Origin of the sequence: Streptosporangium brasiliense (assembly GCF_030811595.1) — a bacterium.
Classification (GTDB): domain Bacteria; phylum Actinomycetota; class Actinomycetes; order Streptosporangiales; family Streptosporangiaceae; genus Streptosporangium; species Streptosporangium brasiliense.
The window spans coordinates 6215305-6228735 of the sequence record NZ_JAUSRB010000002.1; the positions used below are offsets into that span (position 1 = coordinate 6215305).

At 73.4% G+C, this 13431-nt stretch carries 13 protein-coding genes and 1 pseudogene; 7 read left to right on the forward strand and 7 right to left on the reverse strand.

From position 1 onward, the window contains the following. Positions 1 to 35: 35 nt before the first annotated feature. Complete coding sequence (locus J2S55_RS36770; RefSeq protein ID WP_306870604.1) at positions 36 to 1229, reverse strand: NAD(P)/FAD-dependent oxidoreductase; 1194 nt, start codon at positions 1227 to 1229, stop codon at positions 36 to 38. Positions 1230 to 1371: 142 nt separating this feature from the next. Here J2S55_RS36770 and J2S55_RS36775 point away from each other — a divergent pair, with 142 nt between their 5' ends. Continuing rightward, a complete protein-coding gene (locus J2S55_RS36775; protein WP_306870607.1) occupies positions 1372 to 2007 on the forward strand; it encodes a TetR/AcrR family transcriptional regulator in 636 nt (211 codons plus the stop codon). Positions 2008 to 2041: 34 nt separating this feature from the next. Here the strand turns inward: J2S55_RS36775 and J2S55_RS36780 are convergent, their stop codons facing one another. Beyond that, positions 2042 to 2383, reverse strand: a complete 342-nt coding sequence (locus J2S55_RS36780; RefSeq protein ID WP_306870610.1) for a fibronectin type III-like domain-contianing protein — start codon at positions 2381 to 2383, stop codon at positions 2042 to 2044. Here J2S55_RS36780 and J2S55_RS36785 point away from each other — a divergent pair. Beyond that, positions 2354 to 2758 carry a hypothetical protein gene (locus tag J2S55_RS36785; protein ID WP_306870613.1) on the forward strand — a complete coding sequence of 135 codons (405 nt, stop codon included), beginning with the start codon at positions 2354 to 2356 and terminating at the stop codon, positions 2756 to 2758. The two genes, J2S55_RS36780 and J2S55_RS36785, sit on opposite strands and share 30 nt — an antisense overlap. Before the next feature lie 83 nt (positions 2759 to 2841). Here J2S55_RS36785 and J2S55_RS36790 read toward each other — a convergent pair whose 3' ends face one another. The 3 genes and pseudogenes from J2S55_RS36790 to J2S55_RS36800 all read right to left on the reverse strand — a co-directional run bounded on the left by J2S55_RS36790 (position 2842) and on the right by J2S55_RS36800 (position 6825). After that, positions 2842 to 4197: a serine hydrolase domain-containing protein gene (locus J2S55_RS36790; RefSeq protein WP_306870616.1), complete on the reverse strand. Its 1356-nt coding sequence runs from the start codon at positions 4195 to 4197 to the stop codon at positions 2842 to 2844. Between the two features lie 38 nt (positions 4198 to 4235). Further along, positions 4236 to 6253, reverse strand: a pseudogene (locus J2S55_RS36795) (HelD family protein); the annotation flags it as partial. 125 nt (positions 6254 to 6378) lie between these two features. Further along, complete coding sequence (locus tag J2S55_RS36800; RefSeq protein ID WP_306870619.1) at positions 6379 to 6825, reverse strand: hypothetical protein; 447 nt, start codon at positions 6823 to 6825, stop codon at positions 6379 to 6381. A 300-nt stretch (positions 6826 to 7125) separates the two neighbouring features. Between J2S55_RS36800 and J2S55_RS36805 the strand changes: the two genes are divergently transcribed. Continuing rightward, positions 7126 to 9600, forward strand: coding sequence for an AAA family ATPase (locus tag J2S55_RS36805; RefSeq protein ID WP_306870621.1), 2475 nt, complete (start codon positions 7126 to 7128; stop codon positions 9598 to 9600). Here the strand turns inward: J2S55_RS36805 and J2S55_RS36810 are convergent. Next, a complete protein-coding gene (locus J2S55_RS36810; protein ID WP_306875717.1) occupies positions 9577 to 10971 on the reverse strand; it encodes a DUF5722 domain-containing protein in 1395 nt (464 codons plus the stop codon). The two genes, J2S55_RS36805 and J2S55_RS36810, sit on opposite strands and share 24 nt — an antisense overlap. Between J2S55_RS36810 and J2S55_RS36815 the strand changes: the two genes are divergently transcribed. Beyond that, entirely contained in the window at positions 10928 to 11272 is a 345-nt protein-coding gene (locus tag J2S55_RS36815; RefSeq protein ID WP_306870625.1) for a hypothetical protein, read from the forward strand. The two genes, J2S55_RS36810 and J2S55_RS36815, sit on opposite strands and share 44 nt — an antisense overlap. A 67-nt stretch (positions 11273 to 11339) precedes the next feature. On the opposite strand, the gene J2S55_RS36820 is transcribed toward J2S55_RS36815, so the two are convergent. Further along, a complete protein-coding gene (locus tag J2S55_RS36820) occupies positions 11340 to 11516 on the reverse strand; it encodes a hypothetical protein (protein ID WP_306870628.1) in 177 nt (58 codons plus the stop codon). A gap of 191 nt (positions 11517 to 11707) precedes the next feature. Here J2S55_RS36820 and J2S55_RS48735 point away from each other — a divergent pair, with 191 nt between their 5' ends. The 3 genes from J2S55_RS48735 (at position 11708) to J2S55_RS36835 (ending at position 13314) form a co-directional block, all read left to right on the forward strand. After that, positions 11708 to 11887, forward strand: coding sequence for a hypothetical protein (locus tag J2S55_RS48735; RefSeq protein WP_306870631.1), 180 nt, complete (start codon positions 11708 to 11710; stop codon positions 11885 to 11887). Positions 11888 to 12084: 197 nt separating this feature from the next. After that, positions 12085 to 12432, forward strand: a complete 348-nt coding sequence (locus J2S55_RS36830) for a DUF5722 domain-containing protein (protein WP_306870633.1) — start codon at positions 12085 to 12087, stop codon at positions 12430 to 12432. A 12-nt stretch (positions 12433 to 12444) separates the two neighbouring features. Beyond that, positions 12445 to 13314: an aminoglycoside phosphotransferase family protein gene (locus J2S55_RS36835; protein WP_306870636.1), complete on the forward strand. Its 870-nt coding sequence runs from the start codon at positions 12445 to 12447 to the stop codon at positions 13312 to 13314. Positions 13315 to 13431: the final 117 nt, after the last annotated feature.

Consider the following 13431-nt stretch of genomic DNA (forward strand, 5'->3'; position numbering starts at 1 on the left):
CGGACAGGCGGCTGGTCGGTTCGTCCCCGCCGCCGTCACGCCGGCGCGAGGGGCTGGGCGTCCTGCCGGCTGCCGAGGGCCCGCTGCCTCAGCAGGCGGGCCTGCTTGGCCATGTTCCAGCCGAGCACGCCGGTGACCCGGCCGCCCTCGCGGTAGAGGGCGGCGAAGCGGTGCTGCGCGGGGTCGCCTTCGGCGATGGTCACCTCGGCCGCCGGCGACGGCAGGCCGTGGGCCTGGATCTTGACGTCGTACTGGTCTGTCCAGAAGTAGGGGACCGGCGTGTAGGGGCGGTCGGCGCCGAGGATGTTGGCCGCCACCACCTGGGCCTGTTCGGTGGCGTTGGTGCGGTTCTCCAGGCGCAGCCGCCTGCCGAGCCCCTCATGATCCCAGGAGGCGACGTCCCCGACGGCGTAGACGCCCTCGGCGGCGCGGCAGCGCGAGTCGCACTCCACCCCGTCGCCCACGGTGAGCCCGCTGCCCTCCAGCCAGCCGGTCGCCGGGCGGGAACCGATGGCCACCACGACCGCGTCGGCGGGCAGGAGCTCGCCGGTGACCAGCCGTACTCCCGTGACCTGTCCGCCGGCGCCCGTCAGCCCTTCGACCGTGACGCCGAGCCGCAGCCGGACCCCGCGCTCGGCGTGCACCCGGGCGAGCATCGCGCCGACCACGCCGCCGAGCTGGTCGGCCAGGGGGGCCGGGCCCATCCCGGCGAGGGTGACGTCGAGGCCCATGCCGCGGGCGGTGGCGGCGATCTCCGCGCCCAGCACCCCCTCGCCCACGACCACGAGCCGCTCGGCGGCGGCCAGGTCGCGGCGGAGCGCGAGCGCGTCGTCCAGGGCACGCAGTACGTGCACGCCCGCCAGCCCCTCCTGGCCGGGCAGCCGGCGGGGGGTCAGGCCGGTGGCGACGACCAGCGCGTCGCCATGTAGCACGCGGCCGGAGGCCGTGCGCACCTCGCGGGCGGCGGCGTCCAGCTCGACGGCGGCCTCACCCGGCACGGACTCGGCGTGCAGGGCCTCCAGCTGCGCCTGGCTGCGGAGCCGGGCGCGGGACGGTTCCCAGGCGCCGGCCAGGACCTGCTTCGACAGCGGCGGCCGGTCGTAGGGGAGATGGGGTTCGGCGTCCAGAAACGTCAGCCTGCCCTGGTAGCCGTGCCGCCGCAGTGCCTCCGCCGTGCTCAGACCGGCGGCCGACGCGCCGACGATCAGGACGCTCCCGGGCGGGGTCACGGGACGTCGCTCAGGTGGAGGGCGGCGGGCCGCCCCAAACGTATCCGCATATGTCGTGGTCCTTCCGATCGTCCCACGTCACCAGGTTAACCTACACGTGTAGGTAATCGTACATGTGTAGGTTGACGGTAGGGTGAGAGGCGTGGCCACGACAAAAGACGGCAGCACCCCATCGGGCGACCGGCGCGTGCGCCGCACCCACGCGGCCCTCGCGCACGCGCTGATCCAGCTCGTCGAGGAGCAGGACCTGTCCCGGATCGGCGTCGCCGACGTCGCCGAACGCGCCGGCGTGAGCCGCTCGACCTTCTACGACCACTATCGGGACGTCCACGAGCTGGCCGAGGTCGCCTGCACCGCGATGATCGACGACTTGATCGAGTCCTTGCCCGGCCCTGACCCCGGCTCGGCGGACCCGGAGCCGGAGGCGACCCGGTCGCTGGAGGCGTTCTTCGCCAGCCTCGCCGAGCACACCGGGCTCTACCGCGGCCTGCTGGGGCCGCAGGGCAGCGCGCGTGTCGTCGACCACATCCGCCGCCGTATCGCCGCGACCGTCCACGACCACCTGCGCCGGGCCACCGCCGGCGGCGACCTCCCGGAGCGGACCGGTCCGCCGCTGGACATCCCGCACGACGTCCCGGCCGCGTTCACCGCCGGGGCGCTCATCGGCGTGGCCGCCGACTGGCTGCAGCGCGGATGCCCGCGGTCTCCGGCCGAGATGGCCGCCCTGACCTGGCCGCTGTTCACCACGCTCTACCACGTCGACGCGGGCCGGCGGTGAGCGGGACGCGCGCGCCGGGCAGGCCGGCCACCGTTCACCCGATCGGCGCCCGCGCGGCGAGGCGCACGGTGGCGTTCAACGGCAGGTCGGCGGCCGAGCGTCCGGCGAGCACCATGAAGGCGCCCTCCTCGGCGTGCCAGGCGCGCCGCCCGGCCGACCAGTGCTGGAAGGCCCGTGCTGGGAGGTCGACCTCGATCTCGACCGGGGCGTAGCCGGCCAGCCAGCGCTCGGGCCGGGCCACGGCCGTCTCCGGCCGGGACAGGTAGACCTGGACGGTCTCGCGCCCGGCCCGCCCGCCGGTGTTGCGCAGCCGTACCCGGACCGAGAGCGGGCTGCCGGGGACGACGTGCCGGCCACGGGCCTGTCCGTCGAGCACTTCAAGAAGTACGGCGTGGAGTGGTCCGGCGAGCGAGGCCGGACGACCTTCTTCCGGAACGAGCTGCCCTACGACCCGCCCGACCAGGCCGCGTTCATGAACGGGAACATCAAGGGCTGGGCCGCCTGCAAGGTCGCCGATTCGGTGAACGTCCACGAGGGCTGGGGCCTGGGCAGCTACTGCGTCTTCACCTCCGACCCGACCATCGAGGTGGACCACGGCTTCGAGGTCCCGGTGAAGCCCGGCGTGAGGTTCCACAGCCTCCTGGTCGTCTCACTCGGCGGCAAGGGCCGCTACGACCACGTCGTCAACGACACCGGCGCCCCGGCGTACGGCACCGGGACGATCCCCTCCACGGTCACCTCCTGTCCCTGATCCCCGCTGTCTTCGGTGTCGCCGGGGGAGCGGGGTACGGTCCGGGAGACCGCCGTGGCGAGGCGGCGGTCTCCCGGACCGGCTCAGCCGCGCCAGCCGCCGCCGTCCACCCCGCCCGGGACCTCGGCGGTGGGGTCGTAGGGGGTGCGGGTGAAGACGAAGGTGTTGAGGTCGAGGTGGCCGGGCGAGCCGTCGGCCCGGCGGACCAGGCGCAGCGTCTCACCGGCGTAGTAGCCGTCCAGCCCGAGCCAGGTGCCGTCGGCCTGGGCGGCGAACCGGGAGGCCCGGCCGGTGCCGCCGATCGGGTCGAGGGAGATGCCGCGCTCCGGCAGCAGCCGCAGCGTGTAGGCGCTGGGCCCCCAGTGCCACGGGCCGGTCAGCTCCAGCAGGTCGGCGTCCGCCGCGACGGGCTCCCACTCGGCCGGCAGGCGCGGCTCGTGCTCGTCGAGGACGGCCAGCAGCTCGGTCAGCAGGGTGCGGCTCACCCCGGAGGTGGTGTTGGCCATGAACAGCACGCCCACCCGGTCGGCCGGGTCGGCCCACACCGTGGCCAGGAAGCCCGGCATGGAACCGGAGTGGCCGGCCAGGCGGCGCCCGCCCGCCCGGGCCAGCTGCAGGCCCAGGCCGAATCCGCCGGTCCAGGCGTCGCCGTCGTCGACGATCGCCGGCTCGCGCATCTCGGCCAGCGTGGCCGGGGCGAGGACGCCGGCGGTTTCACCGGCCAGGAACGCCGCCCACCGGGCGAGGTCGGCGGGGGTGGACCACAGCTGCCCGGCCGGGGCCATGGCGACCGCGTCGTGCTCGGGCTCGGGCAGCAGCACGTCCGCCCACGGGTGCACGGCGTAGCCGGTGGCGTGCGGGGCGAGCGGCCGGGGCGTGGTCCGGCGCATGCCCAGCGGCTCCAGGATCTCCGCCTGCACGGCCTGCGCCCAGGTCACGCCCCGGTGCCGGGCGACCAGCTCGCCCAGCAGGGCGAAGCCCAGGTTGGAGTAGTGGAAGCGGCGGCCGGGCCGGTGGCGGGCGGTCTCCGGGCCGAGCAGCCCGATGAGCTCCTCCAGTGGCATGCCCGGCGTCCGCTCCCACCACTGGCCGGGCGGCTCGGCGGTCAGCCCGGCGGTGTGCGACAGCAGCTGGGCGATGGTCACGTCACCGACCGGCGTGCCGGGGACGTGCTTGCCGATCGGGTCGAGCAGGTCCACGCGGTCCTCGTCGCGCAGCCGCATGACCACGGTGGCCACCATGCTCTTGGTGATGGAGCCGATCCGGTATTGGGTGTCCTCGGTGGGCGCGACCCCCTCGACCCGGCCGCGCGAGCCGTACCAGGCGATCCGCCCGTCGCGCACCACGGCCGCCGCGAGGGACGGCAGCCGCGACCCTGCCTGCTCCACCGCGATCCTCCGCAGCAGCGCGCGAGCCGTACTCTCCAGAACCGGCGACATCAGATGACCCCTCCCCGACATGACGTGACGCCCCAAGGCTAGTGCCGGGCGAGCCCGGCCAACATCCCCGGCAGCTCCCGCCGGTGTGTCACGGTCAGCCGCCGCGTCGCACGGGTGACCGCCACATACAGATCATGGCCGCCCATCGGTGTCTGGGCGAGGATCTCGCCGGGTTCGACGACCACCACGGCGTCGAACTCCAGCCCCTTGGAGGCGGTGACGGTCAGGACCGCGACGGGGGAGTCCAGGATGTCGTCGTGGCCGGGGAAGAGCGCGGCGATCCGGGGACGACGGGCGTCGGGGACGACGACGGCCAGGCGGCCCTCACCGATCCGCGCGAGCTCGCCCTCGACCAGGGCCGCCAAGGCGCCCGGGGCGTCGGGGTCGAGGAGCACGGCGCGCGGCGGGCTCCCGCCCTCGCGGACCGACTCCGGGGGCCGCCGGCCGGGCGCGACCGCCGCGAGCACGTCGGCGGCCACTTTCATGATCTCCGCCGGGGTCCGGTAGTTGACCAGCAGGCGTTCCTCCCGCCAGCGGCCCCTGACGTAGCGGTCGAGCATCCCGCCCCAGGACCGGGCCCCGGCGGCCGACCCGGTCTGGGCGATGTCGCCCACGACGGTCAGCGACCGGGACGGGATCCGGCGCATCACGGTCCGCCAGGCCATCGCCGACAGCTCCTGCGCCTCGTCCACGATGACGTGCCCGTAGGCCCAGCGCCGGTCGGCCCCGGCCCGCTGGGCGGTGGTCATGGCCGGCTCGGGCGTCTCGTGACGTGCGGCCAGCGTGGCGGCCTCCATCATCCGGTCCTCCAGCAGGCCGGTGAACTCCAGCACGCCCAGCGCGTACCGCTCCCCGGCCTCGCGCTCGTGCTCGGCCGGCTCCCGGGCCGCCCCGCTCTCGGTCTCGTCCTCGCCGAGGAGCTCGGCGGCCTCGTCCAGCAGCGGGACGTCGCCGACCGTCCACGGCCTGCCGTACGGCCGCAGCAGGCTCTCCCGCTCGGCCCGCGACAGGCCGGGCGCGGCCGAGGCGAGCGCGTCGGCGTCGGCGAGCAGGTCGGCGATCAGGCGTTCGGGGGTGAGCCGTGGCCACAGCGCGTCCAGTGCCTCGCGCACGGACGGCTGTGCCCACAGGACCTTGCGGGCGTGGCGCAGGTCCTCCTCGTCCATCGGCCGGTCCAACTGGGCGGCCTCGTCCAGGGCGAGCGCGCCGAGCATGGAGACGAGGAACAGCTTGCGGGCCACGTTGTGCGGGCGGCGGGCGGCCCTGGCCCGGTCCCGGGCGGCCTCGCAGGCGGCGTGGTCCACCCGCAGCGTCATCCGCTCGACCACGACCTCCACCCCGCTCCGCACCGAGGTCCGCAGCACGACCGGGACCTCCAGGCCGCTGTCGGGGACGCGCTGGCGGTCGCGGAGCGCCGTGGCGATCACCTCGGCCATCCGCAGGTCACCCTTGACCACGGCGGTGGGCGGGCCGTCGGTCGCGGTGGCGCGCACACCGGGATACAGCTCGCCGACGGCCGACAGCACCACGTCGGTCTCGCCGAGGGAGGGCAGCACCTGGCCGATGTATCGGGAGAACAGCGTGTTGGGGCCCACCACCAGCACGCCCCGCCGCTCCAGGACGGCGCGGTGGGCGTACAGCAGGAAGGCGGCTCGGTGCAGCGCGGCGACGGTCTTGCCCGTGCCGGGACCGCCCTGGACCACCAGGGCGCCCGGCAGGCCGGACCGGATCACCCAGTCCTGCTCGGTCTGTATGGTGGCCACGACCTCGTTCATCCGCCCGGTACGGCTGCGCCGCAGGGTGGCCATGAGCGCGGCCTCGCCGACCAGCGTGCGGCGGTCGCCGTCGCTGAGGCGCTCCAGGTCGAACACCTCGTCGTCGAGGTCGACCACGGTGCGGCCGTCGGTGTGCAGGTGGCGGCGGCGCACCACAGCGTGCCGGGGTCGCCCGGGGTGGCGGTGTAGAAGACGCGGGCGGCCGGGGCGCGCCAGTCGGTGAGGATGATGTCGTGATCGGCGTCGCGCAGGCCGATCCGGCCGATGTAGCAGGTCCCGCCGCTCCCCGTCATTCCCTGTCCGGCCGCGCCCTCCGGCCGTCAGACGGCCATCGGCGATCCACTCATCCCCTCCGCGCCTGTCCTCCCCGCCGCCCGGCCGGGCGGCGGGGAGGACAGGCGGCCGATCACGGGTTGTCGACACCGATCCAGTTGACGTGCCATTGGAAGGCCTGCGCGACGGCGGGAGAGATGGGGCTGCTGTCGCTCCAGCGGACGTAGAGGCGGAATCCGGTCGCGGTGGGGCTGTAAACGGCGTTGGCGCCCGTCAGCGCCCAGTGGTCGCCGGTGCCGCCGACGGAGCTCGTGTAGACCGGGGTGCCGGTGAAGTTCGCGGAGGTGGTGTCGACGTCGATGTAGAGGCCGGTGCCGTTCCCGTAGGACTCCCAGCCCTCTCCGGGCGCGGTCTTCCCGGCCGCGACCCGCTGGCTCGTCTTCGCCGCCGACATCACCTCGGCCGCCACCCGCTTGGCGGCCGGGCGGTCGTCGGCGTGCGCGCTCGCCCCTGTCACCAGAACGGCGCCGAACGCCAGGGCGGCGGACAGGGCGACGGTCGTGGACCTCACGATGGCCATGTGTTCTCCTTCGGTTCTCAGTCAAGTCCTCGGCGGTCATGACCTCGGAGAGGCGCTGTCCGCAGCTGCGGACAGCGCCTGTCATGGCGTCTGAGGATGCAAACGATCATCACCGATGGTAGCCATCTTGCAACCGAATGTCGTTGAACGTCGCTGTTCGACGGCGTGCCGCCGGTTGGTACGCATACGGGCGCGCCCTTGCCGGGCCGGGCGCCGCTTCTCGGGCGCGTGGGACCGCGCGAAATAGTAGTGTCAAACCAAAATTGCAATGACATCAAAATTATCGTCTAAGGTGGGGCGGTGACCTTCACCTCCGACACTCTCGACGGCGACGTGATCAAGGTCGTCGGGGCCCGCACCCACAACCTGCGGGACGTCAGCGTCGTCTTCCCCAAGAACAAGATCGTCGCCTTCACCGGCGTCAGCGGCAGCGGCAAGACCTCACTCGCCATCGACACCGTGCACGCGGAGGCCCAGCTGAGATACCTGAACGGCATCTCACCGTTCTTCCGCCAGTTCATCTCACCCAAGGACCGCCCGCAGGTCGACCGGATATCCGGGCTGGGCGTGACCCTGGCGGTGGACCAGCGCCGGCTGAACCGGAGCCCGCGCTCCACCCTCGGCAGCATCACCGGGCTGAACGACTTCCTCGGCCTGCTGTTCGCCCGGCTGCCGGCGCTGGGGCCCGAAGCCCGGGAGTTCCCCGAACTACGCGGGCTGACCAGTGCTTATTTCGACCGGTACAGCATGGAAGGCCGCTGCAAGGAGTGCGGCGGCATGGGCGCCACGGTGAGCCCGGCCGAGGACCGGATCGTGACCCGCCCCGACCTCCCGCTGCTCGCGGGCGCCGGGACGTGGTTCGGCTGGGCCGGCTCCGGGGAGTCCCTGGCGCTGCCCGCCCTCGCCGAGCGGTACGGCGCGGACCTCGGCCTGCCCTGGCGCGAACTGCCCGAGGAGTTCCGGCAGGCGGTGCTCCACGGCACGGGCGACGTGCCGGTCACCTACAAGGTCACCACCAGGCAGAAGAAGACGGGCGCCGAGATCACCTTCGAGCGCAGCGTGCCGCTGAAAGGAGCGGTCCTCGAAGTCTCCAGGCTCTACGACGCCGCGGGCACCGACGGGGCCAAGGAGCACTACGCCCGGTTCATGCGCCGGATCGGGTGCCCGGCGTGCGACGGCACCGGCTTCGGTGAGGTCGGTCTCACGATCAAGCTCGGCGGCCTGACCTATCCCGAGGTGATCAGGCTCCCCGTCGAGGAGCTGCGCGGATGGGTGGACGCGATCGGGCCGACGCTCACCCCGATGCAGCGGGAGGTGGCCGACACCGTCCTGCCCGACCTGGCCCGCCGCGTGCGGCTGCTGGTCGAGCTGGGCCTCGGGCACCTCCAGGTCACCCGCACCGCCCCGTCGATGTCGGGCGGAGAGCTCCAGCGGGCCCGGGTCGCCGCCCAGCTGAACACGGACCTGACCGGGATCGTCTTCGTCCTCGACGAGCCGAGCGCGGGCCTGCACCCCGCCGACAAGCGCCCGTTCCGCGAGATCCTCCGCGAGCTGCGCGACGCGGGCAACACCGTCCTGCTCGTGGAGCACGACCCTGAGCTGATCGCCCTGGCCGACTGGGTGGTGGACATCGGCCCCGGGGCCGGGCGCGAGGGCGGCAGGCTCGTCGCGTCCGCCCCGCCGTGGGAGCTGAGCCGCGACGAGCGGTCGATCACCGGCGCCTACCTCGGCGGGCGCGGTCCCCGGGTCCGCCGGACCCGGCGGTCCGGCCCGGCCGCGGCGCCCCGGCTCGCCCTGATCGGCGTCGACGCGCACAACGTCCGCCTGGACCGGGTGGAGATCCCCCTTCACGTGCTCACCTGCATCACCGGGGTCAGCGGCAGCGGCAAGAGCAGCCTGCTGCACCAGGCGCTCGGCGCGGGCCTCGACGCCGTCCTCCGCGGCGAGCGCCCGGAGGCCGTCGCCCGGATCGAGGGCGCCGGGCAGCTCGACTGGGTGACGGTGGTGGACCAGAATCCGATCGGGCGCACGCCGCGCTCCAGCCCGGCCACCTACACCAAGGCGTTCGACGCGATCCGCAAGCTCTACGCCGCCACTCCGGAGGCCAGGAGCCGCGGGCTCGGCGCGGGGGCGTTCTCCTTCAACTCCTCCGGTGGCCGTTGCGAGGCGTGCGCCGGATACGGCAGACGCCAGGTGGACCTGCACTTCATGCCGGACATGTGGGTCGTGTGCGACGTCTGCGAGGGGCGCCGCTTCACCCCCGAGCTGCTCGCCGTCACCTACCGCGGCAAGGCCGTCGACGAGGTGCTGGAGATGACCGTGGACGAGGCGGCGGACTTCTTCGGCGGATCGGCCGGCCTCGCCGCCACGTTGCGCGCCGCCCAGCAGGCGGGGCTGGGCTATCTCCGGCTCGGCCAGAGCGCGACCGAGCTCTCCGGCGGTGAGGCGCAGCGCCTGAAGCTGGCCAACGCGATCCTGCTGGGCGGCGGGGGCCGCGGCCGCGGCCTGGTGATCCTCGACGAACCGGTCACCGGCCTGCACCCGTCCGACGTGCAGCGCATGGTCGACGCGTTCGACACGCTGCTCGCGGCGGGCAGCTCGGTCGTCATCGCCGAGCACGATCTGCACGTCGCCGCCTGCGCCGACTGGATCATCGACATGGGACCGGGCGCCGGCGACAGGGGCGGGCGGATCCTCAACCAGGGCCCTCCGGCGACGGTCGCGGCCGGTCCCGGTGTGACCGCGGAGTATCTACGGCCCCTCGTCACGGGCTGAGCGCGGGCGTCCACCCGCCTGCCGGGCGGGCGCCGGGACCGCGGCCGCCGCCAGGCTCAGCCTGTCGATCTCGTAGGAGCCCGCCCAGTCCGAGCCGACCGAGCCGCGCACCCACACCTTGACCCGGGAGACGGCCTTGCGGCCCGCCCAGCGGGACAGGTCGAGGGTGAGCCGGTTCCAGCCGCGGGCGGGGTCGACCGCGCCGACGCCCTCGGCGACCTCGCCGTCCGGGCCGTAGACGCGGACCTTCGCGGAGAAGACGTTGCCCGGCCTGAAGCCGTCGCCGGCGTGCTCCGGCACCCGTACCGACACCGAAAGCTGTGACCTGAGCGAGGCGTCGAGCGGCCGGTCGAGCACCAGGTCGGTGCCCTTGTACGCCTTGGTGTACATCGACCAGCTTGGCAGGTCGCGGTCGAAGTGCACGCGCAGCGCGTGTCCGCCGTCGACGGCCACCCGTTCGACGGCGGCCGCGTTGTCGGAGGGCCGCCAGCCGCCGGTGTCCCGCTCGAAGTCGGAGACCACGTGCTCCAGCGCGGGCTCGGCGTCCAGCTGTACGCCGACGGTGGCCGGGAGCTTCCTGGTCGCCAGCCTGGCCGGGTCGGAGCCGGGGATGACGTCCTTCCGGTCGGAGATCCCGATGATCTTCTTGGCGGACTCGGTCACCTCGAGCGAGCGCTCGGTGTCGATGTATTTGAACACCTCGTGCACCGGCTTGCGGTCGCCGACGTTGGACGGCGCGGCGTGCTCCTCGTCCCACGTCCACAGGCCGAGGCGGAGGCCGCCCTCCTGCTTGTGGTCGACGTGCCGGTGCAGGATGAACGAGTCGATGCCCTCGGCGAAGGCGACCTTGTAGTAGGCGTAGGCGTAGGCCGCCGCCTGCAGCCTGAGCTGCTCGTCGGTGTAGTCCTGGGAGTTCAGGCCCTGCTCCGAGAGGATCACCCGGCGCGGCCGCCCGTCGTGGAGCAGGTGCTCCTGGGCCAGGTAGCGCGGCAGCAGCTCGATGTTCTTGAACGTGATGCGCAACGTGTCGAAGCTGTCGGTCGCCGTCCTGTCGTTCCAGAACGCCGGGTTGAACAGGTTCTCCGGATACGGGTGATGGGCGATGTTCCAGTCGAAGTCACCCTGGGCCTTGGTCAGGGCGTTGAGGCCCTCCACCACGTCACGGCCCTTGTAGGTGTATTCGGGGTCGTCGCCCACCACGCCGGTCCAGAAGTGGGTCAGCGAGGTGTAGACGCGGGCGTTGGCGTCGGCCTTGCGCACGGCCTGCCAGGTCAGCCGCATGGCCCTGGTGTACTGCTCCAGGAAGACGTCGCGGTCCTGGGGGCCCATGTTGTACCAGTACTGCTGGGCGTCGATCTCGTTGCCGACGATCCAGCCCCAGGCCCTGCCGTACCTGGCGGAGGTTGATGCCCGTGTGCTCGACGCCGATCTCCTCGGCGCCGTCGGTGCCGGGCGTGACGACGGCGACCGGCCGCAGGCCCGTGTGGCCCGCGGGGGCGTGCCAGGTGTCCAGCGCGTACAGCGCCACCTGGCCGGTCGCCCTGCCGGTGACGGTGACCGTGTCCTGGCCGACCGCGACCCCGGTGACGCCCGTCGCGGCCCCGGCGAGCGCGAGGGCGGGAAGGGCCGTCACCGTCGCCGGTACGGCGAGGGCGATCAGCGCGTTACGTAGGGTCCGTGGTGGATGCGGCATTACATCTCCTGCTCGGGGGGGTGTGACAGGGGTGTCTCGGTCTGGGCTACCTGGCCCAGTTCTCCTGGCCCCAGTTGTTCTTCTTGATGCCGGCCGCGATCCCGCGGTCCCACCATTTCTGCAGGTCGGGCAGCTCCTCCTCCAGCGAGCGCTTGCCGAGCAGGTAGCCGTCGAACACGTCGCGGGAGGAGGTGCCCTCGGGTCCGCCGGGCAGCGCGGTCACCCGGAACGGCCTGCCCCACTCGCCTCCGGAGGAGGCCGGCGGTCTCGGGGGAGGGGTCCACGCCCTCGACCGCGGGCAGACCGCCGGTGGCGTCCAGCCACGGCTTGACCGCCGGTGAGCTCATGAACTGCAGGAACTTGATCGCGGCGGCGTACTTCCCGCCCTTCACCGTGGACGGGATCATGTAGCTGGTGCCGCCGATCGAGGCCCCGTATCTGGCGGGGGCCTCCGTCGACAGCGGGCTGGTGGCCTTCGTGACCGTCGGGAACGGCATGGTGCCGATCGGGAACTCGGCGTCCGTCTTGAGCGCTTCGACGGCGAAGTCGGTGCCCCACGACATGGTGGCCTTGCCCGAGACGAAGTCGCGGTAGCCGACCGCGGCGCCGCCGTTCCCAGGTCCACCCCGGCGCGAACCCGCCCTTGTCCAGCAGCCGACGGCCAAGGTGCTCACCTCGCTCGACCACTATTTAGGCACCGCCTATGATCGACCGGCGGCGGCCGAGGCGATGCTGTCGGGCATGACCGTGCTCAAGGGGCTGGCCGCGCGGGCGGGGGCCGCGTCTGGCGGGTGGCCTACCATCCGTACCCGCCCAACCTGCTGCGCCCCGAGTTCTCCGCCGACGACTTCCCGAGAGTGACCTACGGCAACATCGGCGTCCTGGTGGGGCGGCTGCGGCAGCAGTTCCCCGGCACCCCGTCGGCGTGGGAGGTGCAGCTGACTGAGAGCGGCGTCAACTCCCTGTCGCCGTCGAGCGAGTCGGCCCAGGCCGCCAGGCTGTGCGACTCCTTCCGCAACGTGCTCGGCGCGCCCGGCATCGACAGCTACAGGGGCCCGGCCCCGGTGTCTTTGATCACCGCGCCGGGACCGGCCGGGGCGGCGGGGTGCGGGACGCCGGGGGAGCCGGTCGCGGAGTAGGGTTCACCTCCCATGGACGTCACCGAAACCCGACAGAGCCTGCTGGGCAGGCTGCTCCCGGACGACGATCTGCCGGATCTCCCCGTTCACCGGGGGCAGTTCCACGACGTGGTGATCGGCGCGGAGCGGGTCGTCTGCTTCGCCCGGACCGGGGCGGCCGGTGGCCGGCTGCCTCAGCGGGCCGCCGTGCTGCGGACCCTCTCCGGCCTCGACCTCGGTGTCCGCACCCCCGAACCGCTGGCCGTCGGAGACTCCCGGGACGGCGCCGGCGTGCCGTACCTGTTGCTCGGCCGGATCCCCGGCGCGCCGCTGGCTCCGGCGGAGCTCCGCTCCGGCGAGGTCGCCGGCGCGGTGGCCGCCCAGTACGCCGCCCTGTTCACCAGGCTCGCGGCGGCGGGCTCGGAGCCGGCGGTGCGCGAGGCCCTGCCGCGTGTGCCGCGGGACAGGTGGCGGGCGTTCGCCGGGGAGGTGCGGGCGGAGCTGTTCACGTTCATGTCCGCCGCCGGCCGTGAGCGGGCCGAGCGGGAGCTCGCGGCCCTGCGCGACCTTCCCCACCTCACCTCCGCCGTGGTGCATGGCGACCTCGGCGGCGAGAACGTGCTGTGGGAGAGGCGGGACGGGCTGCCCCGGTTGAGCGGTGTGGTCGACTGGGACGACGTCTGCCTGGGGGATCAGGCCGAGGACCTCGCGGCCGTCGGGGCCAGTTACGGCACGGCGTTGCTGGAGGAGGTGCTCTCGCGCATCGGAGCGCGGCCCGGCCTGACCGCGCGGATCTCGGCGATCCGCGGCACATTCGCGCTCCAGCAGGCCCTCTACGCGGCGCGGGACGGTGACCGGGAGGAGATGGACGACGGCCTGAGCGGCTACCGCGTAGCACGCTGAGCGGCTACCGCGCAGCACGCTCAGTGGTCCACCGGCAGCCGCCCACGGCTCTCCCCTGACCGACACCGCGTCCCCGCCCTGTCCGTGCCGCCCGAACTGTCGCAGCCACCGGTTAGT

Coding starts and splice junctions, on each gene's coding strand:
- J2S55_RS36800 (WP_306870619.1), bottom strand. CDS start 6,825: ATGGCCATCGTGAGGTCCACGACCGTCGCCCTGTCCGCCGCCCTGGCG.
- J2S55_RS36835 (WP_306870636.1), top strand. CDS start 12,445: ATGGACGTCACCGAAACCCGACAGAGCCTGCTGGGCAGGCTGCTCCCG.
- J2S55_RS36790 (WP_306870616.1), bottom strand. CDS start 4,197: ATGTCGCCGGTTCTGGAGAGTACGGCTCGCGCGCTGCTGCGGAGGATC.
- J2S55_RS36815 (WP_306870625.1), top strand. CDS start 10,928: ATGTTGTACCAGTACTGCTGGGCGTCGATCTCGTTGCCGACGATCCAG.